Source organism: Amycolatopsis sp. NPDC026612, assembly GCF_040638285.1.
Taxonomy (GTDB): Bacteria; Actinomycetota; Actinomycetes; order Mycobacteriales; family Pseudonocardiaceae; genus Amycolatopsis.
Map to the genome: position 1 here is coordinate 1 of NZ_JBEZYB010000081.1, position 25050 is coordinate 25050.

A 25050-nucleotide genomic window follows, 5' to 3' on the forward strand; every position below is an offset into this window, starting at 1 on the left:
CTGGCGGTGTCCGGCCCGACCGAGCGCGACGCGCTGCGCCTGGCCCAGCAGCTGCTCGACCTGTACAAGCCGAAGATCGCCATCGAGCACCCCGAGGCCCAGTACGCGATGGCCCGGGAGTTCATCCCGGGCGAGCCGCTGGCCTCGGCGGCGTACATGCGCCGCGGCTCGGTGGTCTGGGCGTCCTCGGCGGTCCCGACGGCGACCGCGGAGGTCGGCGACCGCCGCGGCATCCTGCTCGGCGAAACGTGCACGGCGACCCGCCGCCCGGTGGCCTGGGACCCGTGGATGGCCCAGGAGATCCGCGACGGCTCCGGCCTGACGGCCATGGTGGCGGGTCTGGGTGGTGGTAAGTCGTTCCTCGGCGGTGGCATCGTCTACAAGACCCTGCGGGCGGGGGCGAACTGGACGATCCTCGACCCGTCCGGGCCGCTGTCGCGGCTGTGCGACCTGCCGGAGCTGCGGCCGTTCGCGCGGCCGATCAACCTGCTCAACGCCCAGCCCGGGATCCTGAACCCGTACCGGGTGGTCGCCGAGCCGCTCATCGAGCACTTCATGGACGAGGACGACCCCGAGCGCTCCTGGCGCCGCGAAAAAGCCCTCGCGGGCGCGACGCGGCGGCGCCTCGTGCTCGACGTGCTCACGGGTGTGCTGCCGTACGAGGTGTCGCGGATGGCGCAGACCCGTTCCCACGTATCGACTGCCCTCAGCTTCACCGGCCAGCTACGACTGACCAGCGGCGGAGTCCTTTCACCTCCACTCGATCATATAGCGCCTCGTGGGGCACTGGAAGAAGTCGCAGGCCAGCATCGTCGAGGCCTGTGTACGCAGAACTGCCGCCAGGTTGTGTCGGTGTGCCGGGCCGGCGCCGGAGGTATGCGTGCCCGCTTCAGGATCTGCCGGATCGTCGAGGAGCCGACCTGGTGTCCGAGCTTGAGCAGCTCACCCTGGATCCTCTGGTAGCCCCAGCTGTGGTTCTCTGTGGCCATCTGTTCGATCAGCCCGGCGATCGCCTCGTCGACGGGTGGACGCCCGTGCCGGTGTGGATAGGTCCATTTCTTGGCTACCAGTCGACGGTGCCAGCGCAGGATCGTGCCCGCGGTAACCAGCCGGCGTGTTCGTAGCGTCTTGGGCAGCAGCCGGACCAACGCCGCGACCACGGCCGGTCGGCCCACTCCAGGCGAGGTTTCGGGTTGCCTCTGCGCAGCACGGCGACCTCGTGGCGCTGCACCAGCAACTCGACGTCCTTGGACGCCGACGAGCGCCCGAGCAACACCAGCAGACCCACCAGCCGAAGAAAGATCAGATGGAGCAGACGCAACGCCATGGCTGGCGATCATGCCTGCCCGTCTAACACGCCTGTCGCCGCAGATCAGATGCGCGGACCGACTTCTGGAACCCCACACCATCAGATATCCAGGACGACGACGCCCTGCGCTGTCCCGACGACCAGGCTCCCGAAATCCGTGAAGGCCAGATCTCTGATCTCCGCGTCGAGGTGGATGACTCGTCGCGCGCCACGATCGGCGGCGACTTCGACGACGTGCAAACGAGCGACGGCCAGCCCGTGCTCGGCGCTGTGTGCGATGGCGGTGATCGGACTGTCTCCACCCACCTCGGAGATCAACCGTAGGGAAGTACCGCGCCGGAGGCCGAACAGCCCACGGCGTCCGTCTCCCAGCGCCCACATACGCAGGGTCCCCTCGTCATCGCCGGACGCAACCACGGACTTTCCCCTGACCGACACCAGCGACGTGATCAGGCGGTCCGAGTCTTCCTGGCTCTGTTTCGCCGAGAACGCTCCACGGATGGGGCCCCAAAGAGGAACAGGTGTTCCCTCTGTGCCCCAGTACGACTTCAGCGTCGCCACCCGGCCTCTCGCACGCCCGATCGCCACCACGAGAACCGGGTAGAGGTAGCCGACCAGGACACTCGCCAGCCGGCGCCCCGTTTCGAAGTCCCACACCATCACCGAATCGTCCTGCGCTCCGCTCGCGACGGCCAGATTGCCGTCCACGTCGACGGCGGCGACCGCACGAACCGGAATACCGTGTACGAACGGCAGAGTGCGCAACTGCACGCCGGCTTCGAGGTCCCAGACCCGGACCGTGCCGTCATCACTTCCGCTGACCAGCACCACCGGTCCGTCAATCCCGCTTCCGTACGTCGCCAGGGCGCGCACGGATGCCGTGTGTCCGCTCATGGGCTGCCCGATCGGGTCGCCCGTTCGCAGGTCCCACAAGCGAATTGTGCGATCGTCACTGCCGCTGACCACCACAGTCCGATCACGCAGCCTGCCGATTTCGACGCACCTGATGCCGCGGAGGTGAGCACCGATCGCCGTGGCGTCCACGCCGCGTGATCCGAGGTCGTGCACCTGCACCGCGCCGTCGTCGCCCCCGCTGATCGCCAGCGGCTGACCGTCGAGCTGGCCGACCGCGACCGCGTGGATGCTCTTCGCGTGCCCGGTGAAAGGCTCCCGAAAAGGACTGCCGGAGGTCAGGTCCCAGCTCCGGACGGTGCGGTCATTGTGCCCGCACACCGCGATGAGACTGCCGTTGATCTCGGCAGACGCGATGGCGTGCACCGGGTTGAACCGGCAGTCCACCACCGTGCCCACCAGCTCCCCCGTGACGAGATCCATCGCACAGACCGATCCGTCCGAGCTGGCGACCGTCAAGGTGACTGCGTCGCCGTGCTGCAGCACCGACATCGCGTAGATCGGCAGCCCGTTCCAGTTCCGACGCTTCATGACCCGCTTCTGTGTCGTGACGTCCCAGGCGCAGATCGTGCCGTCCAACGAACCGCTGATGACCAGTGGATGCCAGCCCGAGTCGACGAGCGCGACGCCCGTGATGTTGTCCGAGTGGCCGGTGAGCGGCTGACCCAGCGCCGTTCTGCCTAGTACGTCCCAGATTCGGATGGTGTAGTCGTACGAACTCGACACGACGACCGGCCGGTTGTCAATCTCGCCGGCGGCGATACCCCGGACGTGGTGCCGATGACCAAGGAGGGGCTCGCCCAGGGGCCGCCCCGATTCCAAATGCCAAAGCCGCACGGTCATGTCGTCACCGCCGCTGGCGATGAACGACTCGCCGTCACGGTGGAACAAGTCGACGGCCCGTACCGCGCCGTCGTGAGCTCGGTAAATGGCATCCTGCGAGATACCTGTCGCAAGATCCCAGACCCGCACAGTTCCGTCCATCGAGCCACTGACCACGACCGGATGGTCATAGGCTTCGCCGGTCGCGATCGACGTGACCCGATCGGTGTGGTCGTGCACGACGGACGTCCGGCTCCGCCTCACCCACTGCGCCCACACCGTGCGCCACGGCCGAGCGGGGAACGCCTTCGCCGTCGCCTCGGCCAGAAGGCTCGAGCGGTGACAGCGTGCGGCCAGTTCCAGATACGCTCCGTGCTCCTCAGGAGGTTTGTCGCGAAGGTGTTTGAGCGTCCGACGGTACGCTTGCGCCGCGGCCACCGCTTCCGGCGAGCGCGCCGACGCCATGGCCGCAAGCAGCGGGGAACGATCTGCGTGCAGTAGGTATGCGGGATCGACCACAAGGGAGTCAAAGACGCCGGCCGCCGTGGCATGGGTGGCGAGGTGGCGACGAGCGTATGAACTCGCGAGCGCCCAATCTGGCCTGCCATTGCGCGATGGCGTTCGCCCGATCCAGAACTCGACGATCTTGCGCTGGATCTCTGTCTCGTCTCCCCAGGAGCGCAGGTACTCCGCCAGCGCTTCGTGGTACAGGCGATACACGGAACGGTTCGCGACTAGCGCCTCTACGATGTAGAAGCCCGCTTGCCGGATGAGCCACTCCAGATCCGACAGCGTGTAGACGCGTTCGGCGATGGCAGACGCCAGCGGTGCCCAGATATCTTCCCAAGGCAGGCCACTTCCCAGCGCGTAGGCGAGTGGCATCATCAAGTCGCGTGCCTGGGGCGCCTGGGTACCCAGCCGGAGCTCGAGGTCGAGCCGCATGGCTTCAGAAGCCATCCGCGGCAACCTGGCACGCCAGCGAGCGTCGTACGGATTGGGGATCCGCTGCTGCAGCGCAAGGCTTCGCCCGGTGATTAACGCGACCAGGAACGACTTCCCCGCCGCGTCCCCGACCGCCTGCGACACAGCGTCGACGAGATCCGGCGCCTGATCGACGTAGGGCGAACCGGGTACGAGATCGAGCAGACAGCGCCGCACGTACGCGGTGACGCTGGCCGGATCGGCATACACCTCGGAATCGAGGTTCAGCACCTTCGGGTGACCACCGAGACGGTCGACCAGATGTCTTCGCGTACCCAGGATCAAGCGGAGCTGCGAATGCGGGGCCCCGCGCAGGAGGGTCGCAAGCACGCGAGCCGCGAGCTGGTCAGGGTCCGTCGCCTCGTCCAGCGCGTCGATCACCGCGACGAACGGCCGGGATCGCTCGCCCAGCGCGGCGAGCAGCTCGCCGGGAGTCGTCGCCTCGACTCCGGCCTCCGCGCAGAGACCGGCGAGCACTTGGTCCGCGGTGAGCCCGCGGGCGTGGATGAAGACGTCGATGCTGCCCCGTGGCGGAATCGTATCCGCCGGAAGTTGATCGAGATTGGGGATCTTCTGGCGGTGCTCCGGCCTAGCCAAGACCGTCAGCCGGGCAAGCAACGCCGATTTGCCGGAACCAGGATCACCGGTGACGACTCTGCTCTCCCCGTCACCGACGACATCGTGCAGCCAGTCACTCAACTCGCGAAGAGCGGCAACGCGGCCGGTGAACAGCCACACGCCGTCTTGCGGTGTGTCGAGGCCCTGCGCTCTGGGCATGACGTGGTCCACGAACTCGCGCTCGCGCTTCTTGCGTTGTTCGTGGTCCAGCTGCATGCGGAGGTCGAGGCCCCGCAGCCACGTGTTGAACCTCGGATTGGGCAGGAAGCCGGCGACGGCCTCACCGCTGCTCAACAGCTGGGCGTGCTGGGAGGGCGCCTTGCCGGGGTCTACGTTGATCAGGTCGACGACCGCGTCCAGCGGCAGGAAGCGCGGTTCGTGACCTCCGCTCGCGCGGTGCAGGACCGCACGCTCGAACGCCTGTGTGAATGTCCCGGGCAATGCCTGCTGCAGCGGCCTCGTCGCGGATATGATCGCAAAGTGAGGGCGCTGGGCCACCCCTCGGAGGCGGCCCAGCGCATCAATGCTGTGCTTCGCGAAGTCCTTGCCGGCAGCGCCGGCGTAGCACGTATCCAAGATGACAAGCAGTTTTTGCACCCGGGTCTCCACCAGGAACCATCTGGCGAGCTCACTTACAGACAGCCCGGTTCCCACCAGGTCGTCAGTGGTGTCCGACAGCGGCAGCACGAATTCGCCACTTTCGTCGATCTCGCCGTGCCCGGTATAGTAGAAGATCAGGAAGTCGTCGGCGCCGAAGTCACCCCTGGCGACGGTCGCGCGGATCCGCTGTTTCAGCTCCCCCGCGCGCATGCCGGTTTTGAAACCCGGCGCGGTTTCGTAACCGAAGCCGCCGTCCGCCGCTGTCAACATGGCCTTGACTCGCTCCACCTCGTCCGCCAGCTCGGGCCGGCCGCCGAGATCGGGACGGTGGGGGTAGGACGTTGTGCCCGTGGCGATCAGCACTCGACGGGGTGCGCGATCACCCATGCGGCAGACCAGCCGCCACTGCCTCGCCTACGGCATCACTGGTGAGGTAGCGAGTCACGTCGTGAGCTCGGGCGCCGCAATCCACGACCATGCATCGAACGTTCGGACCGAACACCGGACGGAGATCCTTCACCAGGGCCACCACGTCCCCCTCATCGGCGACGTTGGCCCACCCCTCGACAGAGCCGGGCCAATGACCGATTCCGGAAGACGGAGCCGGCCGCAGTCTGTCGAAGATCAGGTTCCGGATCCCGAGTGGCGATCCCACGGTGACGAAGGTCGTGACCGGCCACTCCGGGTGAGCACACAAGGCCTCATACGCAACGATAGATCCCAGCGAATGGCCGATGAGGACGCGCGTATCGCTTGCCACCGCTTCAGCGACCTTACTGATCACGCGTTCACGGAGTTCCGCATCCGTGAGGTATTTCCGCACCTGCTTCAGGGATGAGATCATCACTCGTTCCGCGAGCCCAGCGAAGAAGCGCGAGCCGGCCAACGCGTTAAGGGCTCGCTGAGCAGACCGGGGAGTCCGCGCGAGAGTGCGTGCGTCCGGCCCGACCACTCCTTCGTCGGTCGCGGCGGCGCCCTCCCACCACAACTCGAGGAGATCGAACTCAACCCCCTCTTCAAGATCTTCGGCGGTGTACTGCGGCATGTCACCTGAGAGAACGCGTGCCTCACCCCGGAACAAGTCACCGTAGAAGGCACAGCGCAGGTCGTCCGGCTCGATGGAAACCCCCGCGCGGCGAACTCCGTCCTGCAGCGCGGGCAGCCAATCCTTGTGCATCGTCGATTCGCCACGGTACTGCTGGCCGATCCCGTGAACCCCCACTATCGCGGCCAAGTCCTCCCCCGTTCACGGATTCGCCGCCCTTCACAGACCGGGCGGCCTGGCTGCCACATGCGTAGTAGATCGCCGGTTAGTTCCAAGGTGCTACGCCCATCCGGGCTACGACCGCATAACGATCGGACCCAGTCGCAGCATGTAGGAAATGATTCTCAGTGATCGCCGCGCGCCGGAAAGGAAAGCCGCGCCCTTGCGCGACCGGCGGCACCGGGTCAGGTCTTCCGCACCGCTCCTGTGAAACCAGCGACGAACAAAGTCGCAAAGCTCCAAGCCAGCAACCGCAGAACCCACCCGGAGTAAGCCAGGATCTGGCCGTTCGGAGTGCTCGTCGGTTCACACCGTGCCCGGGCTCCAGAGTTGATCAGCGGCGTACCGAAGTCCAGACCGACGCCGACTTCCTCAGCGACAGTGCAATCCACCGTGACCGGCGTCCCGCCGACGAGAGGAGGATGGGCCAGGCCGCCCCTACTGCCGGGTATCACAGCCAGCGTGACAGCGACCGCCAGCACTGCGCCCAATCCGATCAGTGCCCGCCACGGCTGGTAGCCGTACCCCAGCGTCAAACCCGTGATCCGCGCCCACACTCGCTCAGCCCGGCTAGTGAGAGCTCCACGGTCGATCTGATCCACTCGCTGGCCCATGAGGATGCGCCTCGTTTGACCTTCATGTCCCGCTGCACGGTAAACAGCTGCGAGGTGCTGGTACGGCTGCGCCGCATAAGACCGTGTGCCGCCTCGCAGGAGACTCAGCCATGTGTCCAGGCTGATACCTCGAGGAAGGCGCGGGTAGACAAGTCCGTCCACATCGATGCGCGCGCTGGAATCCGAGCGGTGCTCGAGCTTCGCAGGCGAAAACTCGAGGACGCCGGCGATACAGACATCGGTCAGTCTCAACGCGACATGATCGCCGCCACCGACAATTCTGAAGTTGTCACTGAGGTAGGCGTACCGCTCAACAGTGAGACTGCGGGCTTCGAGGCCGGCGCCCGACTCGTTGCACAGCTTCGAATCGCGGAAGTCCAGCGTTCCGAAATGCGCCCCGACAAGCCTCACGGCGCCCAAGTCACCGCTCCCCACGGCTTCGAACCCTTGCTTCAGATGGACGTACTGGTCCACCTTCAGGCCGTCCGCATTTAGCGCGGCACCACCGGGGTTGCGCAGCTTCGCACCCGAACATTCGAACAAACCGAAATGGCCACCCGAGACGTCGACAGCAGGGTCAGGGCAGTCACCCTCCACAATCGTCTTTATCAGTCCCATTCCGGACGTGACCAGCCGTTGGGCGTCCAGCACCGGCTCGGAGGGATGCTCGAGACGGCAACTCGTCAAGTACAGGCCGCCGAGCTTCGCGTCCCGAGCAACCAACCCTTCGCCCAAGAGGCAGTGGCTGAGTTCCAGCGACAAACCGCTGGCGATGTTCTCGAGGTCAACCCGGCCCTCTATCCGAGCGCCGCACAACCGCAACCCGTGCGGGTCAGCAGCTCCCGCGAGCCTTCCCCGCATGATGTCACGCACGACCCACGCTCGGATCGTGGTCGTCTCATCCCAGTCCAGCAGCTCCAGCGCCGCACTTCGGCAGCGCTTGTCGAGCTCGAGTTCCACACCTTGCTCGACACTGCTGACAAGTGCCTTCTCAGCACGCGTAAGAGTCTTGCGCTTGGCCTCACGATGAGTCCGGCATCGCCATGTCGATTGGATCATTCGCCGCACCGCAGTCACACCTCCCGAAGAGCAGTTCTCAGGGGCTCTGCCGCTCCGCCGTTCGGCTGGCCGTGGCCCAGATCGCCTGCAAACGCTCGGACAACAGCGCCGGCGCACGCGAACTCGCCTCCCGAATCCCAGTGACCATCCCACCACGACGGGTGGTTCGTCGTGACGAAGGCGAACCCACCTTCCACTTTGGACGGCGTGATGAGCTCCGAGCCGTCGGCTGCGCCCGTCCGATTGACCGCGATGACCACGTCGGCGGCCTCGACCGGCCGGTTCAGCGCGAACCACAGCGTGACCGGCTGGGAAAGATCCCCGTCCGAGGTGACGTGCACGACTCCACCCAGCGATTCGGTTTCCGCGAATGGCGGCTTCGCGATGTGATCGTCGGAGACCGCTTTTAGCGTTGTCGGCGCGCCGTCGGCGACGCTTACCCCGCTGGCGAGGTCACGGAACGCCTCTCCCGCGGTCGAGCTGCCCGACAGAGACCGGCCACTGAGCAGCCAGGCCGTCACTCCCCCGGCCATCAGCGCTACGACCAGTACCAGCACCACAACAAGGCGGCGACCACGCGCGGTCTTCGGTGGTGCCGCCACAGGTCCTCCTCAGCCCTCCGGTGTCGTGAGCGGACTGCGGGTGACCGTCCGATCTCCCCCACTGTCTTCTCGGCGGCCACGAGCGTTACGACGCTGCTGGGATCCGGGGGACGTCGTAACGCAACGGTGTCCCCCACCGACTCGGCACACAGCACACAACAGATCGGCACGGAGGGTTTTCCATGCGTCGTCCGGCGAAGCGAACCGTGCTCCTCACGGTGAGCGCACTCGTCGTGATCGCAGTGGGCGCGTCGTTCGGAATCCGCGCACTCACCAGTGACGGCTCAGCCACGGCAACGGCAGAACCGGCCGCGCAAGGACCGACGTTCATTTCGACGGACGCGGCATCGTCGATTGACGTCCCAGCGGGGGCGATGACCCCGGGCACGACTGTCGACTTCATCCCCGCTCCGGCCGAGACACCGGGACTGAACGCCACCCTGCGCGGCGCCACGGCCGCGGGCACCCCGGTGGATCTCCAGATCACGGACGGATCCCTCGCCCGGGCCGCTCAACCGTGACCCTCACCTACGACCCGGCCCTGGTCCCGGCCGGACTCACCGCCGACCAGGTTGGCGCTATTTCAGCTGCGGTCACCAAGGCGAGTTACACTCTCGCGAACTGAGGATTCTGGTTCGCTGGGCACCTGGTCATTCGAAGGGGTCCGGCCGCGATCCAATGGTTACATTGCGCCCGCCTGGTGACACCAGTCGGCAGTGCGGGCTCGGACTGCACGTCGTGGTACCCGCGGCGGCTACTCACCGGTTCAACTCGGTTAACCGCCGCGCACGCAACGTCGCCGGGGACGTACCGTGCTTGGACGCTCGTTTTCACAGGATCGTGTAGGAGAGCTCGCCGCTGCCTCCTTGACGACCGGGGCGGCCAAACAGCTCTCCTAGATCGCTCGCAACGTCCGGGACATAGCCCGTCAGCTGGTCCAGTACCCGCAGGAACGCGGCTTCTGAGACCACCGGAACGCCGAGTTCGCGTGCTTTCTTCGCCTTACCGGAAAGCGAGTCGGGATCCGCCGCCGCGACAACGCGGGTCTGCCGGCTGACAGCACCAGTCACGCGAATGCCGACGGACGCGGCCTGGGCGACGATCTCCTCACGCCCGCGCCTCATACTCCCGGTCAAGACCACCTTGTCCCCTGGCCGTAGCTGGAGCCCACCGGCCTTCGCCACCGGCACCGAAGATTGAGACGCGGCCGCGGCGTCGCGTTCATCGCCGAGGATGCTTTCGACTACGGCAGGGTCCAGCCCGAGCAACGTGGCAACGGTCAGCAGGTCGTCGCGTTCGTTCTCGGTGATGACTTGGTCGGCCCAGGCTTGACGAGCCAGGTCCCGCAGGTAGCTCAGGTGCAGCGCGACGGCCTCGTTCTTGTGCAGACCGAGATCATGCGCGAGCTCCACGAGCATGTCGCCTTCGGTGGCCGAGATCTGCCGATCGAGCAGCGCGTCTTCGAGCATCGCGAAGTACGCGTCGACCGCTGGCTCTCCATCACGCGGCATCCGCTCGACCAACCGAGCGAGGAAGTGCGGCTCGACCTCTCCCACCGCTGTCCTTCGCACGGGCGCCACTGTCCCGGTCGGCAGTATCGGCCAAGACCACGTCGTCGAAGCCAGGTGAGCCGCGGTGACCGCCACCGCGGCCGGCGCATGGTGGAGTAAAAAGCCGAGCAGATCAGCTGCGGCCATCGCATCGTCACGCGCGGTGTGCCACGAGCGTGGCTGCAACCCGGCCGCCGCACAGCAGTCGATCAATGATCGTCGCGCACCCAGCCGCGCCCGTCCGGCCGCCTGCATCGTGCACAGTCCGGCCTGTTGCTCGAACGGAGTATCGATGGCGAGCCGGGCGAACTCGGCACGCAGGTGCATCGCGTCGAACGACCAGTTGTGAGCGACCACCACCCGACCTCGCAGGCGATCGATGATGTCGCCAGCCAGCTGCTCGAACCGTGGCGCCCGACGCGCGTCTGCCGCACGGATACCGTGTACCGCTTGCGGACCGAGATCGCGGTCCGGGTTGACCAGCGTCCACCACTCATCAGTGATCTGGCCATCGGGGTCGACGTGGACCACGGCGATCTCGGCGATGCGGTGGTGCCAGCCGGTGAGGATCCCCGTGGTTTCGGTGTCGATGACGGCGTAGCCGCGCACGGCGCTCACAGCGGCAGCCGAGTCGCACTGGCGGTCCGCACCGCTTTCAGCCATGACGGTGGCAACGGGTCGGGGTCACCATGCTCGGCGCGGACGTAGCGACGGCGACTTTTGACCTGTTCCGTTTCCGCCCACACCGAAACAAGCCATCGGAGAGTTCGCGCGACCGTCAGCACATCGGAGACAACGGGTGACCCGGGAGCGCATCGGATTCCCGCGATACCTTGTAGCGCGGCGAAATCGTCGACGGGTGTGTCGTCGGGCAAGTCGTGCGCCCATTCGAGCGCAGTGATCGACTTGCTGTCCTGCCGAGCGGCCGAAACGGTTGCCGCATAACGACGACGCCGATCGACGGTCTCGGCAAACGCCGTAGCAGGCGAGAACAACTGGCCTTTCCACCAGGCGACACTCGCCTCGATGCCGCCGGCCGTAGTCAGCTGCTCCAGCCACGACTCCACCAGCTCGGCCTGCACCATGGCGACCGCGCGACGTTCAATGACAGACAACAGGCGTCGGGCGACGACCGGCGAACCGAACGTCTCGGCGCACGGCACGACCCACGCGCCGGTCGGCGCGCCGGTGGCGCTGATTTGCCAGACAGCCAGCGACTCGACGTCGTCGTCGCCGCGGCCCACTGTCAGCACGGCACTTCCGGGGGCCAACAGTTGCGTCAGTTCAGCATTCTGTCCATCATCCACTGCGGTCATCGCCATCACCTCCTCTATCGACAACATCAAGTCGCCGAGCGCAGCGACGCGTTACACGACGACCACACGCACCGCGTAACAGTTGGAGCACGCGGTACGAGAACACACGTGATCGCGAACGAACGCCGGATAGCTCCGCGCACAGGAGCTGGACGTGGTTGACGCCGGTGTTGGCGAACCCTCAGCTCCGGCGTGTTCGCCGTGCTGGGTGTAGGGCTGGCAGTGATGGCGACCTTCGGAGACGCACGTGCTTAAGACGCCTGGATGATTCCGGCGATTCCCCGGCGACGGAAAACCGAGGCAACGGCACCAAAGCTGCCCCTAGGGAGAGGAACAGAAGCCCGCGACCTGCGGCGGCACGCGTTTTACCTGGTCAAGCCAGGTATTGCACTTCCCTGACACGGAAGAGGTCACTGGTTCAATCCCAGTATCGCGCACCACATGTTTTCGCAGGTCAGAAGCCCTGTCCCTCCCCGGAGAGGCAGGGCTTCTAGCTGTCAGTCGGCGACGATCCGGCGACGGCCCCGGACCCGGCCCGATCGCCCGGCGGGACCGCAGGTGCGGGAACCAGGACACCAGTTTCGCGCGCTCCCCGGGGTACAAGGACGCCAGCGACCGCTGCCAGCGTTCCTCCAGGGCGTCCAGGATCTGATTCACCATCGCCGGGGTCACGTGGTCGTAGACCCGCGCGATGCCCTTCATCTTTTGCCCCGGCCGCGCCCGCCGCGCGACCTGCGGGATCCCGTCCTCGGTCAGCCACGTGCTGTGGGTGTGCCGGCCCTCGTGGAAGGTGAACGTCGGCAGGATCGGCGGGCGCCGCTCCCCCGCCCCGCCCCGGCGTCGTCCGGTTCCACGCCGTCCCAGGCAGGCCGCCAGAACCGGATCCGGAAGTTCGACCGCCGCCACGGATGCCCCTCCGGCGTGCACAGCACGAAGGGTTCACGGTGGCTGTCCATCAACTCCTCGTAGAGCACCGCGATCCCCGGCGGCAAGACCACGAACCTCGTGCCCGCAGGCGTTTTGGTCCGGCCCTTCTTGGGCCGGGAGTTCCCGCGCCGCGTCGGCGGCCGCTGACGACCATCCGCGTGATGATCACTCTTCCGGCCTCCTTTGTAGACCTTCCCGCCCACCTCCTTCAGCGGAGTGCGGATCTCGATGCCGCGCTTCTCGGAGTCGTACTCGTGCCGCTGCTGCCCGACAAGTTCACCCCAACGGGCGCCGGTGTAGAGATCCATCAGGCACAGCACGAATCCCGACTTCCCCAGCCCGAGCTCGTAGAGCCGCATCGCAGCCCGCAGCGCCTGCGCCGGCGTGGCGACCAACCGCTCCGTGTCGAACTCGCCGCTGGACACCCGGACCCCGCTGCACGGGTTGGCCGGAATCATCCGGGCCCGCACAGCGGCGTTGAGGATGGTCGAGAACAACGCGAAGTACGAGGCCACCGACGACTCGGCATAGTCCTCATGCAGCTCCGACAGCCACCGCTCAATCTCGACGTAGCCGTTGAAATCGCGATCAGCGGCCACGCCTTCCACTGCGGCAGCAGCTGGGTGTCGAGGAACGACCGGTACTTCGCGACAGTGTTCAGCTCCAGCCTCGGAGCCCACCGCGGCGAGCCACTCCTCGGCGAAGTCGTCGAAGCGGGTCTCGCCATCGCGCGGGTCCAGCCAGAGGTTCCGCCGGATCAGTGCTTCCTGCTCCAGCCCCCACTCTGAGGTTCACCCCGAACGGTGGACAGGGGCTTACACAGTTCAGGCAACCGCTGCCAGCGACCGCTCGTAGGCGTCGGGACTGAGCATCCCGATCGCGGAGTGCCGCCGCACACTGTTGTAGAACGTGACCCACTTGTCAATCGCCGCAACGAGTTCCGTCTTCGTGGCGTACACATGCCGGTAATACTCCTCGTGCTTGAACGTCGACCAGAACGACTCCGCCGGACTGTTGTCCCAGCAGATCCCGGTCTCGCCCATCGACCGGCGCAACCCGTGACCGAAGCACGCTCGCGCCGTCAGGTGCGCCGTGAACTCCCCGCCACGGTCGGAATACAGAACCGTGCCACGACACCGCCCGCCACGGGCGGCCACCGCGTCGCCAATGGCGTCAGTCACCATCTCAGCGCTGACGCGGTCAGAAATGCTGTGACCCAACACTTTCCGAGTGTGACCGTCCCGGATGACGCACAGGAACATGTCACCCTCACCACACATCAGGTAGACATCCCACGCCGGTCGGATGTCAAGTCGCGGCCGTTGCTGTTGCTGATGTTGGCCAGGCGGCGCTGTCGTCCCAGGGCTGGTTGTTGATCATGCACCACCATAGGCGGCCGAGGAGTTTGTTGGCGAGATTACGTAGCGCGGCGTTGTGGTGGTCGCCGGCGGCTCGACGCCGGTCGTAATGGGCGCGCGCTCCGGCGGATTTGGTGAGAGTGGAGAACGCCCACCAGTGGCACGCGTCGCCGAGGCGTTTGTTACGAATCTTGCGGGCTTTGACGTAGTGTGAACGTCCGGACGCGCGGGTGACGGGCGCGGTGCCGGCGAAGGCTCGCAGCCCTGCGGCGGTGGTGAAACGTTGGGAATCGTCACCGACTTCGGCCAGGACCCTGGCGGCGAGCACAGGTCCCAGGCCGGGCGCGGACTGGAGGGTCGGTGCCATGGGGTGTGTGGCGAATTGTCGAGCCAGCTCGGTTTCGAGCACGTCGACCGCGGTGCGCATGGAGGTGATGATGGCCACCAGCTGCGCGACAGTCACGCCGAGCGCGGCTTCGACCTGCGCGGGTTGCCGCAGCGCGGGGCCCTTGAGTCCGTCGAGGATCTTCTCGACGAGGCCGGCATCGTTGCGCCTGCCGCACCGATGCAGGAGCGCGACAACGCGCCGCCGGTTCAACCGTGCGGCAGCTTCCGGAGTGGGCGCGGCGGCCAGGATCGCCGTCGTAGCATGATGTTTGAGATTCGTGAACGTCGTGACGGCGTTCGGGTAGAACTCCAGCAGCACCGAACGCAGCCGGCTCACAGTCTGGTTCAACGCCCAGATCGCCTCTTGATGCTGGCGTGCCAACGCCTTGATCGCCAACGCGTGCTCGCTGATCTCCGGCAGCTGCCGGTGCATCGGCCGGTCGGTGCGCAGAATGTTCGCCAACACGGTCGCGTCGCCGGGATCGGACTTTCCGCTGGCCTGACCGTGCCGCTCGCGGTAGCGGGCGACCGCGCGCGGGTTGATCGGATAGACCGGGAACCCGGCGCCCGACAAGGCGACCACGAGCAGGTTCTTTTCAGTCTCAAGTGAAACAGGAATCTGGGCCGGCTCACCGTGTTCGGCGAGCATGCCCATGAGCGTCGAGAACCCTTCCGCGCCGACGCCGATACGTTGCCGGGCAACAACGTTTCCGTTTTCGTCGACCAACGCCACGTCATGGTGCGCTTCGGCCCAATCGATTCCACAGGTAATGGCCACACGTGCCTCGCCTTCTGCTCGCTACCGGTTGCGGTGAGCTCGAGGCTGATGCGGCGACCTAATGGACAGCGCTCGATGGCGCGGCATCTCACAAGCCGATCATCCGGCCCCGGGGTGGCTGGCAGGGTCACCGTCTACCTTCAGATCTCTGACGTGTCACGTGAATCAACAGCAGTGCTCACCTGCAGCCAGCTCAGCAACACTCTGCACTGGATCAGTGATATCTCAGGGACCCCTGCCAACCACCCGCACCGTGTCGAGCCGGAACCCGACCCTCCCATTACGTGATGTCGGTCAGCCAGACCACGTCGGGCCGCCCCCGGTCGAAGTGACGGTCGACCAGGTCCGGCGGGAACGACGCGGCCGGATCGACCACCGTCGTCCTCGTCTTGAACGTGCGTGGGCTGATGCCCTCGATCCCGATCGAGGCCATGATCTTGGCGACGGTCTTCGCCGTGACCACCTCGCCCTGATCACGCAGCTCAGCGGTGATCCTCGGCGACCCGTAGGTGCCGTGCGAGCCCTGATGCGCCTGGGTGATCTTCACCTCCAGGTCGGCGCGGCGCTGCTGCCGCGGCGTCAACACCGTTGCCACGGCGCGTTTGGCGTGAGCGTAGTAGCCGGACGTCGACACGCCCAGCAGCCGCGCCATACGCCGCACCGAGAACCGTGCGCCTCGCGGTGAGGTGGCGTCGCCGGTTTCGGCGAAGCCGTCGGGGCCGGCGTACTTGGCCATCAGAGCGAACCGGGTCGATTCTTCTGCATCGCGGCAAAGTACGCCGAAGCTTTTACCAGAAAGGCGTTGTCCTTCTCCAACTCGCCGACCTGCCCGCGCAACCGTTGCAGCTCGGCCCGCTCGGCCGCCTCCAGCGGCTCGTCGCCGTGCATCCCGGCGGCGCTGATCCGGCGCCGTTCGTCTTTGACCCAGACGCTGAGCATGCCCGCGTCGATGCCCAGCTCCCGGGCGACCTCGGAGATCGTGCGACCGGAATCGATCACCTGGTGGGCAGCCTCGACTTTGTACTCGGCCGTATAGGACCGGCGCTTGCGAGCAGGCATGAGGACATCCTTTCAGCAGGACGGCTGGTCCTGCTAACTCGGTGTCCACTACCCGGGGTGAACCTCAGATTCGGCCACGCCCTTTTCCGCCTTCCGTGTGGTTGGTGGTCCCATTGGCAGACAGGCACTATCAGCGGCCATGAGCACTCCCGTCGCCGCTCCGCCCCAGTCACCGGAACCCCCGAAGAACCGATCCAACATCATGGGAACATGCGCAGAAGACTATCGATTGTTGCGGCGGTCAGCGGTATCGCAGTGGCCGTGGCGATCGGCGCCCGGATGACGCGGCCCCCCTTGCCTGGCAGCTCTATCGTTGTCTTACCGGCGGTGAATCCGGCAGCGTGGCCGGGCGAGCCGTCCCAGCGTCACCTGTGGTCGGCCATTCGGCGGGACAGTGGGCGCCGGGGGCCGGCGTGTGGAGGGTGAGCAGGTAGGTGTCGACTGCCGCACGCACGCAGGAACTGAGCCGGTAAGTGCCGTGTCCGGTGCCGCCGTAGGCAAGAAGGGTGGCCGTCGGCAGTTGAGCGGCGACGGACCGCGCCCACCGGTACGGGGTGGCCACGTCATGGATGCTGTTGGTCATCAGGATCGGAGGTGCCTGAGTGACATGGAGCCGGTGTTGGGGGTCGTTCACCTGACCGCTCCAGCCCAGACATCCGGTGAGCTGGGTGTAGAACGGGCTGAGACGGGTGTGCGGGGCGACGACCTCTGACCGTTTCCGGTACGCCGACAGGGCGGCAAAGCTGTCGACCTCGTTCCATTTCCAGTCACCGCACCAGATCGGCAGTTCACTGCGGGCTCCCGGATCCTGCGACCGGGCGCGAAGCGACCCGGGAGTGCCGTCGGCGAGCGACTTGAGCCAGTCCGCCAGCTCGGGCCACCCAGCCGGGTCGTACATGAAGGGGTACAGGACCTCCTCACGGAGCTGAGCGACCGACAGGGCGTAGCTGCTCCCGGGACGGGTCAGCTTCCCCGCAGTCGCCTTGGCGTAGAGATCGTCCCAGAGGGCCAGCACGTCGCGGTTGTGCAGCGAGCAGGCAGGGGTGCGCCGGCACCAGGCCGCGAAGTCGGTGAAGGAGTCCTCGAACGCCTGGTTCTGGGGGACGAGGAAACCCATGGTGTCCACGCTGTGGTCCAGATTGGAATCCAAGGCCAACGCGCGCAGGTGCTCACCGAACAGTTCGGCGTACTGCTGGCCGATCTGGGTGCCGTAGGACTTGCCGTAGTAGCTGATCTTGTCCTCGCCCAGTGCCTGCCGCAGCGCGTCCACGTCCCGTACAACACTGGTCGTGTCAGCGTGATCGGCCAAGGGTCCGCTGTACTGCACACAACTGCGGCCCAAACGGTCGTTGTGATCGAGCATGCCGCGGTAGTCCGGCTCGGTTTCCGGATAGAAATTGACCCAGTCGTTCAGCACGGCATCGTCGCAGGTGAGCTGGGCACTGCGTGCCACGCCACGCGGATCGAACCCGACGACGTCGAAGTTGTCCGCGAGGGACTGCGACATGACGTGGTTTTCGATGATGTCGGTCGCGAAGTCGACCCCGGAACCACCCGGCCCACCGGGGTTGACGATGAGCACGCCCTTGCGCTGCTGGGGTTTGGCGGCTTTCCCCCGAACGACGGAGATCGGTGTCGTCTGCCCGGCGGGTACGCTCCAGTCGATCGGCATCGGCACGGTCGCGCAGTCCAGCGCCGGGTGCGCGTCGCATGCCTGCCAGTGAATGGACGAAGCCGGACGGGCCACCCCCGTAGGCGTGGCCCCAGGTGTCACCGCTACAGCTGGATTGGCCACGCCGACGAGGGCTATCACTGCTCCCACCGTCACCGTCATTCCGTTCAGTCGCCCCATGTTAATCCCTTCTGCCGTTACTGGAAGCGCTACCTGCAAAGCCTTGCGCGCGCCTCGTCGGTGATCGAGGGCATTCCGCGCACGCCCGTACTCCCCGAGGTGGCGCCGGGCGACGCCCTCGTGCAACGCCGCTGATCCCACATGGTGCAACAGTCCGTCGCGGACGAACAGCATGCGCGCCTCGTGGAAGGTCTCAGCGGCTTCCGCCATATGTGCAATCTGGACAGACTGTGGCCGAACCCTCCATGAGGATCGTCGTCAACCAGCGGCGGATCTTCTCCGTCGCCTCGTCCTCGTGCTTTCCGGCCTCCACGGCCCCGACCGCCAGCGTGGTCTTGCCGACACCGGGATGCCCCAAGGTCGCGCACCGCCGGCGGCAGAGCGCACAGCGCGGTCGCCTCCGGCCCGCGCCCACCACGACGGCGGCCCTCCTTGGCCACGGCCAGGAACAACTCACGCTTCCATCCGGCAAACCCCAGCGCGTCCGCCAGCACCTCCGCGGAACGCTGCTGAGCCGCCTGCGCGCGACCACGTTCCAGCTCCCGCAGCGCGCGCACGCTGCCCCCCGACGCCTCGGCCAGTTGCGCCCGGCTCAGAGCCGCCGCACGCCGACAGCTCAACAGGAGTTTCCCGAACGGTGACTGCCGCTCACCCATTTCGTCCACAATCTCCACCGGACCGGCAGAACTTGCCGGCACAGAAGCTGCCCCCCACGAAACCTTGCACTTTCCTTCGCCCATAAGGTCTTCTGGACATATGTCGTCATCCACGGCCCGGCCTGCCAGCCGCTCGCTGCCCGGCTGGCCACGCCGGCCACACATCCGCGTGGCAGTCCGCGCAGCCGATCCGCTCGTCCGGGTGAGCCTGCTCGCCGAATTCCGGAAAAGTGTCGGCATCGAACTGGTCGACGAGCAAGCCGAGGCAGACGTCGTGGTGGTAGCCGCCGAACTCGGCCTGCGGGACATGCTGACCTCCACCACCCGGCTCGTGCTGGTCGCGGACCAGCCGCGGCAGGCAGAACTGCTGGCCGCGGTCGAACACGGCCTGACCGTGCTCGTACCACTCTCGGAAGCCACCACCGCCCGGCTGCTGCAGGCCATCGCCGACGCCAACCGCGGGCACGGTGACCTGCCAGCCGAGCAACTCGGCCACCTGCTGCACGGAATCCGCCGCTTGCACCGGCAGGTACTCGCGCCGCGCGACCTCACACTGAGCGGCCTCACCCACCGGGAAACCGACGTGCTGCGCCTGCTCGCGGAAGGCCTGGACACCGCCGAGATCGCAGCAAAACTGGCCTATTCGGAACGCACCCACGCCGTGGCACACGGGCTCCGCAACGGCCTGATCTGAAGCAGACACGCTGTCGTTTCACAGTTCCCCCAGTTCTGCCGACCAGCGAAATCAGAGCGCGGGCGGCTGATCGCCACGCCACTGGGGTGGTGGGTGTGCGCCATCGGGGAACTCGAACCAAACCCGCTGGTTAAGTCGGCCTCTTTGGCTGGTCGGCGCGGCTTTGGTGGGCCCGGCGCCCGCCCAGGAGCGAGTGCCGGGTCCACTCTGGTCGGCCTTGTGGGCCGGTCAGTTTCCCGCCGGAACGGTCCCCGCCTGGTCGGTGATGGCGGTGCGGACCGAACTGTAGGAGGTCACGGTGTCGGCTTTGATGCCTTCGATCCCCGCGTCGCCTCCTGGTGCGAACTGGGTCGTCCGTTCCCCGATGAACTCGCCGGTGTCGCAATCGACGATGATGTCGTAAAGATAGGTACCGTCCGGGGGTGTGACACCCAGGGCGACGCCCTTGCGGCCGTCGAGGTTCGCCACCTGCGCAGTGATCTTCAGCCCGGGAATCTTGGCCACCGCGCGGTACACCGCTTCCTTGAGATCGGCGGGTACGACACCGGTCTTCAGCAGAGTGGCCGCGACCGCCAGCACACCTCCGCCGCGGGGCTTGTTCGCCAGAAAGGGATCCTTGAGCATGAGGTCGTAGAGCTGTTGCGGATCGCGGGGCAAGTCGGCCAACTGCTGTTTGGTGGGTGCGCTCCATTCGCCGGCGCCCCGGCCGGCGAAGATCAACGCTTTCTCGGGGAACTGGCCACCCCGCGCGCGCCACTCACCGGACTGACGGATTTCGTTTACGTTCTGGCCCTCGGTGGTGGTGGCGGTTTGCTCGTTGCCCACCAGCCACTGCTTGTTCCCCGTCTGCCCGATCTTGAGCAGCCATTCACTGTCGAAGTCGCTCGGCTGCCAGGTCTGCCTCAGCTCTTCGGCGAGGAAAGCGAACTGGTGCCCTTTCTCGGGCCTGGCAACCAGGTACCAGCCACGGGTCTCGGTGTACCGGAATTTCCCTGCGGGAATGGGTGCCTCGCCCGTGACATGGATCATGTCGGCCGCTTTGCCCAGGGCCTGCTGCACCGACGCGAATTTCACGGCCGGCACCGACGACGTCGGCTGAGCCGAGGGGGCACCGTGGTCTCCGCCGGTGACCGCCACGGTGGCGCCGACGGCAACGACCACTACCGCGGCGGCCGCACTGAGCCACCAGCGCCGTCCGACGGGGAGCCCTGGCTTCCGTGTCGGCTCGGTCACTGGGTTGGTGTCAGCCACCAGGGTGTCCCTTCCTTCGAGTGAGCGCACTGCGTTCAACAGCGTGTTTCGTGCCTCGCCCAGGGGCTGCCGGTTGGCGAGTTCGTCGGGGCGCATCAAGGTCAGTCCTTCGTCCAGCTCTTCGTCGGTCCACAAGCGGTGGACGTTGTCCTCAGTCATCGGTCTGTACTCCGTCCTCATCGCGCGCGGAGCTGGATGCCGCGGAAGCCCTCAGCAAGCGCCGGGTCCGGTGCAAGCGGGAGCGCACAGTGCCGGCGGGAACACCGAGCGTCTCGCCGATCTCGGTCGGCGTCAGTTCCGCCCAACTGGTGAGCAGCAGCACGTCCAGATCGTTCGGCGAGAGTTCCGCCAACGCCCTGGCCAGGTGCTGCACCCGGGTCTGCGCGTCGATCCGTTCGGCCACCCGATCGGCATGCCCGTGCACAACCCGCCTGCTGTGCTCGTGCGCGGCCAGGTGCAACTGCTTGCGTTGGGCAGCGACCTCGTTGCGGACCTCCGTACGCAGTAGGTTCGTCGCGATACCGAACAGCCAGGACCGGGCGCTTCCTCGCTCGGCGTCGTAGCGGTCGCGCTGCTGCAACGCGATCAGGAACGTCTCGCTGAGCAGGTCACCGGCAATGTCGACACCGATCCGCCCGACCAGATAGCGGTGCAGGACCGCGGCATGCTCGTCGAACAGACGCCGGAAAGTCTCCTCGAGATCACCGCGACGCAGGTCAGGCCGATCACCACCGCTTGCCGGAGTTGCTTGCCGCGTCATAGTCACAACAAGTATTGGGTTTGCGCTGCGGTAGCGTTGCACGCGAACGGGTCTCCGAAGTGGGTCACCCACGTATCCGCCTTCTGGTGGTCGGCGTTCGATCGAGGAGCCATCCGGTCGCCGACTCGGGCTGCCGGGAAGATGGAGGTGGCGAACCCGATCGGACACGGTTCTGGTGCTGGCCAGACGGCGGACGGAGGTGCCGGAAGGGTGCGCCCTCGCGAACCGATCTCGATCACCCAAGCAGAGTACGTCGATCCGCCCACGTGCGAGGAGAACTGCTCCAGCTCGGGCCTCGTCGGCTCCTCGGCGAACGTCCAGGACGCCTCGGCCTGTTCATCAACCACTGTGCCGATGTTCCCCGAGACCGTTCTCCGGCTTGGTGGCTTCCAGTACGCGGGCGGGGCGCCAGCCTCGCCTGCGTCCGGACGGGTACAGCCTGGTCAGCAGCACCGTCAGCGCGAGGCAGCCCGCGCCGATCACCCCGCCACTGCCAGCACCGGGCCGAGCTCGTCGCGCGGTGTCACGCCGGGGCCGCGGGCGTCGGGCGGGACGACGGCGGCGGGCCTGCCGCTGCCGCCCTCCTCGGGGCACTACGTCGACGCGAGGACCGAGTTCACTCGCGCTCTGGAGGCTGATCTCGCTGACGGTACTGAGGTACGCCGCGAGTCGTTCCGCGTAGTTCTCCGCCGGCTCCGAATCGGCTTCCGCGAAGATCTCCTGCCCTGCTCGAAGGCTTCGGACTCGATCTTCTGGAGGTGCCGGTGGAGCTGGAGTAGACGGGCCACAGCTGGACTGCGGAAGGCGAGCAGCAGCAGGTAACCCAGCCCGATGATCAGTGCGAGGAGCAGTGGCAGCTTGCCCATCACCACTCCGGCGAGGTCGGTCGACGCTGCCGTCGCCCCTCCGATGTGGACGGTAAGACCGCTCCCCCGCGGGGATGACGTCGTCACGCAGATGCCCGACCAGTCTCGCGGTCGCCTCGTCCTGGTGCGCGCCGGCCGAGACCACGTCGATCGTGGAGAGCCCGGACACAGTGGCGCCCCCCTCGACGGCCACGGAAACGACTCCGGGGGTGGCCCGGATCGCGGAGATCAGCGTGTCGAGAGCTGGTCCGTCGGCGGGCGAGCCCTGCTGCACGACCAAGACCAGCGGGCCGTTGGAACCTGGGCCGAACCCTTGGGCCAACAGATCGTAGGCAGCTCTGGTCCGTGGTGCCCTCCGGGTCGTTCCCGGCGTCCGAGGTGCCCAGACGTAGAGACAACGCCGGCAGCGACAGGAGGGCGACGATCAGAACCGAGCCCAGGACGAAGACCGTCTTGCAACGCTCGACCCGATCAACCCACTTGCGCGGGCACGGCTGCGCGGCGGGTGACCCGTCCCTTCTTCCCGGGCAGCCAGCTCCCGCCGTTGACGCCGGGTCAGCAGCCGGGCTCCGAACACACCCAGCAAAGACGGCAGCAAGGTCACGGACGCGGCCACCGTGAACAGCACGGCAATGGCGCCGGAGACTCCCATGGCGGTCAGTGGACCGATCCCCAGAACGAGCAAGCCGAGTAGGGCGGTCACCACGGTGAGACCGGCGAACACCACCGCCCGCCCAAAGGTATCGAGTGCCCGTACCGCCGCTTCCTCGGGCGACAGCCCCGCACTCATGCCCCCTCGGTGGCGGGTGACGATGAACAAGGCGTAGTCGATCCCGACCCCGAGCCCGATCAGCGCCGCTACCGTCGGCCCGATGCTGCCCACGGTCATCAGGTGCGAGGTCAGTCCTACCGTGATCAGCCCGGCGCCCAACGCGGCGATCGCGACCAGCAGCGGCAGGAGCATGCCCAGCAGTGAGCCGAAGGCGGCGAACAGGATGATGCCGGCGGCCACCACCCCGATCAGCTCGGTGCTCTGCGTGGAGCCCTCGGCGGCGTCGCTGATCGCCTGGCCGCCGAGCTCCACGTGCACGCCGGCGTCACGAGCGGCGTGAGCGGTGTCGACGACCCGCGTGATGTCGGCGACCGGTATCCGATCGGCCGCGGCATCGAAGGTCACCGTCGCATAGGCGATCTTGCCGTCATCACCGATCTGCGACGCCCCTTCGGGTTCATACATGCCGGCCACGGAGACGACCGAGGGAAGCCCGGAGACCTTTCCAGCATCGGGACGACCCTCGCCCGGACGGCTTCGTCGCGGATCGAACCATCGCTGACGTGCACGACGATCTGATCGGTGTCGCCGGCCCGCTGAGGTGCGGACGCCTGGAGCAGATCCTGAGCTTTCGCGGACCTGGTACCCGGCAGGTTGAACGCATCCGAGTAACGGGTGCCGAACGTCGCCGCCGACACGGCGAGCGCGACGAGCAACACGGCCCAGAACCGATGCCGGAAGCACCATCTGGCCAATGCGGACATGACTGAACTACCTTCTTGTCTTGAGCGGGTGAAATGCGCGAGGGTCGAGCGGGCCGGGTCAGCCGGCCGGAGTCGGAGACGACGCGGGGATCGGCTTGCCGAGCATGGTGCACACCGCGGCGTTGACCAGATCCTGGTTGGCCCCGCCGGCCTTCGGCGAAGCCAGGCCGAAGATCGTGGCGGTGAGGACCGACGCGGTGCGGGTGCCGGTGTCGTCGGTGTAGGCCTCACTGGAGTAGCCGGCAACCTGACCGTTGTGGCCCCAGACGGTGCCGCACGGAGTGGTCACCTGTTCCAGGCCGAGACCGTAGCGGCGGTTCGGGACCTCTGCTTCTTCGGGGCCGGTCGTCTTCATTTCATTGAGCAACTCCGGCGGCAGGAGCTTGCCCGACAGCAGCGCGCTGTCGAAGGTGGCCCAGTCCTGCGCGGTGGAGACCATCGCGCCGGCGGCCCACTCCGTGCTGGCGTTGCCGGCGGTGGTGTCGACGTAGTTCGCGGGCCGGGCGGGGCCGGCGAAAGTGGTCCCCGCGGGCACCCACGGGGGAAGCAGCGCGGCGATGTGCGTGGGGTCGGGCTCGTAGCCGTGGGCCAGTGTCGGACTTTTGTCCGTGCCGCTGCCGTTTCCCTCGACCAGGTAGGTGTTCTGCAGGTGCAGCGGCTTCGCGATCCGCTCCTGAACCAGGTCGGCCATGGTCTGTCCGGTCGCCTTTTCGGCGATGAGGCCGAGGGCGACGTAGTTGGTGTTGCTGTAGGTGTAGCTGGTGCCGGGCGCGAACAGCGGGTCGTGGCGGACGGCGGCAGCAAGCAGCTCCGCCGGCGTCCAGGCTCGGGTGTCATGGCCGGTGAACGCCTTGAGCACAGCGGGATCGTCGCGGTAGTTGAACAAACCGCTGGTGTGGTTGAGCAGCATCCGCACGGTGATCGCGCCCCCGTTGGGGACGAGGCCGGGCAGCCATTTCGAGACCGGACCGGTCAGCTCCAGACGGTGCTCGGCGATCAGCTGGAGGAGCACGGTCGCGACCATCGTCTTGGTGTTGGAGCCCATCCGGAACCGATCGGTCGCGGCCAAGGTGTGATCGCCTGTCGACCACGGTGCCTGCCTGGCGATCTCGGTCACTTGACCGCTCCCGCTATCGGCCCGCACGATCACTCCGGGGGCTCCGGCGTCCACGACCCGCTGAGCGAGGTCGGCAAGTCCGCCCTGCTGGCTCCCCGCGGCACCGGCCGTCCTGGTCGGGGCGGACGATGAGGTGGCCGGCTGGGGGCCGTCGGCCTCGTC

The 25050-nt window shown here is 66.8% G+C and carries 19 protein-coding genes and 1 pseudogene; 3 read left to right on the plus strand and 17 right to left on the minus strand.

Translation table 11 applies throughout. The features are described 5' to 3' along the window. Positions 1 to 963: pseudogene (locus tag AB0F15_RS38010) on the plus strand (hypothetical protein); the annotation flags it as partial. 100 nt (positions 964 to 1063) lie between these two features. Here AB0F15_RS38010 and AB0F15_RS38015 read toward each other — a convergent pair. The 5 genes from AB0F15_RS38015 to AB0F15_RS38035 all read right to left on the minus strand — a co-directional run bounded on the left by AB0F15_RS38015 (position 1064) and on the right by AB0F15_RS38035 (position 8781). After that, the gene (locus AB0F15_RS38015) at positions 1064 to 1327 is read right to left on the minus strand and encodes a hypothetical protein (protein WP_360281437.1); all 264 of its coding nucleotides are present in this window, start codon (positions 1325 to 1327) and stop codon (positions 1064 to 1066) included. A gap of 81 nt (positions 1328 to 1408) precedes the next feature. Further along, positions 1409 to 5605: a hypothetical protein gene (locus AB0F15_RS38020; protein WP_360281439.1), complete on the minus strand. Its 4197-nt coding sequence runs from the start codon at positions 5603 to 5605 to the stop codon at positions 1409 to 1411. Positions 5606 to 5621: 16 nt separating this feature from the next. Next, positions 5622 to 6476, minus strand: coding sequence for a hypothetical protein (locus AB0F15_RS38025; RefSeq protein WP_360281441.1), 855 nt, complete (start codon positions 6474 to 6476; stop codon positions 5622 to 5624). Between the two features lie 215 nt (positions 6477 to 6691). Then, the gene (locus AB0F15_RS38030; RefSeq protein WP_360281443.1) at positions 6692 to 8080 is read right to left on the minus strand and encodes a hypothetical protein; all 1389 of its coding nucleotides are present in this window, start codon (positions 8078 to 8080) and stop codon (positions 6692 to 6694) included. A 113-nt stretch (positions 8081 to 8193) separates the two neighbouring features. After that, the gene (locus AB0F15_RS38035; RefSeq protein ID WP_360281445.1) at positions 8194 to 8781 is read right to left on the minus strand and encodes a hypothetical protein; all 588 of its coding nucleotides are present in this window, start codon (positions 8779 to 8781) and stop codon (positions 8194 to 8196) included. 182 nt (positions 8782 to 8963) lie between these two features. On the opposite strand from AB0F15_RS38035, the gene AB0F15_RS38040 reads away from it, so the two are divergent. Beyond that, a complete protein-coding gene (locus tag AB0F15_RS38040; RefSeq protein ID WP_360281447.1) occupies positions 8964 to 9302 on the plus strand; it encodes a hypothetical protein in 339 nt (112 codons plus the stop codon). Positions 9303 to 9611: 309 nt separating this feature from the next. Here the strand turns inward: AB0F15_RS38040 and AB0F15_RS38045 are convergent, their stop codons facing one another. The 8 genes from AB0F15_RS38045 to AB0F15_RS38080 all read right to left on the minus strand — a co-directional run bounded on the left by AB0F15_RS38045 (position 9612) and on the right by AB0F15_RS38080 (position 18218). Continuing rightward, the gene (locus AB0F15_RS38045) at positions 9612 to 10949 is read right to left on the minus strand and encodes an exonuclease domain-containing protein (RefSeq protein WP_360281449.1); all 1338 of its coding nucleotides are present in this window, start codon (positions 10947 to 10949) and stop codon (positions 9612 to 9614) included. Beyond that, positions 10946 to 11647, minus strand: a complete 702-nt coding sequence (locus AB0F15_RS38050) for a DUF6218 family protein (RefSeq protein ID WP_360281451.1) — start codon at positions 11645 to 11647, stop codon at positions 10946 to 10948. Before AB0F15_RS38050 ends, AB0F15_RS38045 begins: the two co-directional genes overlap by 4 nt. 752 nt (positions 11648 to 12399) lie before the next feature. Continuing rightward, on the minus strand, positions 12400 to 13173 hold the full coding sequence (locus tag AB0F15_RS38055) for a hypothetical protein (RefSeq protein ID WP_360281453.1): 774 nt from the start codon (positions 13171 to 13173) through the stop codon (positions 12400 to 12402). 225 nt (positions 13174 to 13398) lie between these two features. Then, positions 13399 to 13854: an integrase core domain-containing protein gene (locus tag AB0F15_RS38060; RefSeq protein WP_360281455.1), complete on the minus strand. Its 456-nt coding sequence runs from the start codon at positions 13852 to 13854 to the stop codon at positions 13399 to 13401. Between the two features lie 28 nt (positions 13855 to 13882). Then, positions 13883 to 15097, minus strand: a complete 1215-nt coding sequence (locus AB0F15_RS38065) for an IS110 family transposase (protein WP_360281457.1) — start codon at positions 15095 to 15097, stop codon at positions 13883 to 13885. Between the two features lie 280 nt (positions 15098 to 15377). Further along, positions 15378 to 15749, minus strand: coding sequence for an IS3 family transposase (locus tag AB0F15_RS38070; protein ID WP_360281459.1), 372 nt, complete (start codon positions 15747 to 15749; stop codon positions 15378 to 15380). An 83-nt stretch (positions 15750 to 15832) separates the two neighbouring features. Beyond that, positions 15833 to 16156, minus strand: coding sequence for a transposase (locus AB0F15_RS38075; protein WP_360281461.1), 324 nt, complete (start codon positions 16154 to 16156; stop codon positions 15833 to 15835). Positions 16157 to 16463: 307 nt separating this feature from the next. Then, positions 16464 to 18218, minus strand: coding sequence for an alpha/beta hydrolase (locus AB0F15_RS38080; protein ID WP_360281463.1), 1755 nt, complete (start codon positions 18216 to 18218; stop codon positions 16464 to 16466). 648 nt (positions 18219 to 18866) lie between these two features. Here AB0F15_RS38080 and AB0F15_RS38085 point away from each other — a divergent pair. After that, entirely contained in the window at positions 18867 to 19358 is a 492-nt protein-coding gene (locus AB0F15_RS38085) for a LuxR C-terminal-related transcriptional regulator (RefSeq protein WP_360281465.1), read from the plus strand. Positions 19359 to 19586: 228 nt separating this feature from the next. Here the strand turns inward: AB0F15_RS38085 and AB0F15_RS38090 are convergent, their stop codons facing one another. The 4 genes from AB0F15_RS38090 to AB0F15_RS38105 form a co-directional block, all read right to left on the minus strand. Next, positions 19587 to 20768, minus strand: a complete 1182-nt coding sequence (locus AB0F15_RS38090) for a CU044_5270 family protein (RefSeq protein ID WP_360281467.1) — start codon at positions 20766 to 20768, stop codon at positions 19587 to 19589. Continuing rightward, positions 20761 to 21369 carry a sigma-70 family RNA polymerase sigma factor gene (locus AB0F15_RS38095; RefSeq protein WP_360281469.1) on the minus strand — a complete coding sequence of 203 codons (609 nt, stop codon included), beginning with the start codon at positions 21367 to 21369 and terminating at the stop codon, positions 20761 to 20763. Before AB0F15_RS38095 ends, AB0F15_RS38090 begins: the two co-directional genes overlap by 8 nt. A gap of 1290 nt (positions 21370 to 22659) precedes the next feature. Further along, positions 22660 to 23472 (minus strand): MMPL family transporter, encoded by an 813-nt coding sequence (locus AB0F15_RS38100; protein WP_360281471.1) that lies wholly within the window; start codon positions 23470 to 23472, stop codon positions 22660 to 22662. 357 nt (positions 23473 to 23829) lie between these two features. Then, on the minus strand, positions 23830 to 24888 hold the full coding sequence (locus AB0F15_RS38105; protein ID WP_360281473.1) for a serine hydrolase domain-containing protein: 1059 nt from the start codon (positions 24886 to 24888) through the stop codon (positions 23830 to 23832). Positions 24889 to 25050 lie beyond the last annotated feature (162 nt).

Bases quoted from the DNA above. Each gene is read 5' to 3' on its own strand.
- AB0F15_RS38015 (WP_360281437.1), bottom strand. From the start codon at position 1,327: ATGGCGTTGCGTCTGCTCCATCTGATCTTTCTTCGGCTGGTGGGTCTG.
- AB0F15_RS38040 (WP_360281447.1), top strand. From the start codon at position 8,964: ATGCGTCGTCCGGCGAAGCGAACCGTGCTCCTCACGGTGAGCGCACTC.
- AB0F15_RS38050 (WP_360281451.1), bottom strand. From the start codon at position 11,647: ATGACCGCAGTGGATGATGGACAGAATGCTGAACTGACGCAACTGTTG.
- AB0F15_RS38060 (WP_360281455.1), bottom strand. From the start codon at position 13,854: ATGTGTGGTGAGGGTGACATGTTCCTGTGCGTCATCCGGGACGGTCAC.
- AB0F15_RS38070 (WP_360281459.1), bottom strand. From the start codon at position 15,749: ATGGCGCGGCTGCTGGGCGTGTCGACGTCCGGCTACTACGCTCACGCC.
- AB0F15_RS38075 (WP_360281461.1), bottom strand. From the start codon at position 16,156: ATGCCTGCTCGCAAGCGCCGGTCCTATACGGCCGAGTACAAAGTCGAG.
- AB0F15_RS38080 (WP_360281463.1), bottom strand. From the start codon at position 18,218: ATGGCGGAAGCCGCTGAGACCTTCCACGAGGCGCGCATGCTGTTCGTC.
- AB0F15_RS38090 (WP_360281467.1), bottom strand. From the start codon at position 20,768: ATGACTGAGGACAACGTCCACCGCTTGTGGACCGACGAAGAGCTGGAC.
- AB0F15_RS38095 (WP_360281469.1), bottom strand. From the start codon at position 21,369: ATGACGCGGCAAGCAACTCCGGCAAGCGGTGGTGATCGGCCTGACCTG.
- AB0F15_RS38100 (WP_360281471.1), bottom strand. From the start codon at position 23,472: ATGTATGAACCCGAAGGGGCGTCGCAGATCGGTGATGACGGCAAGATC.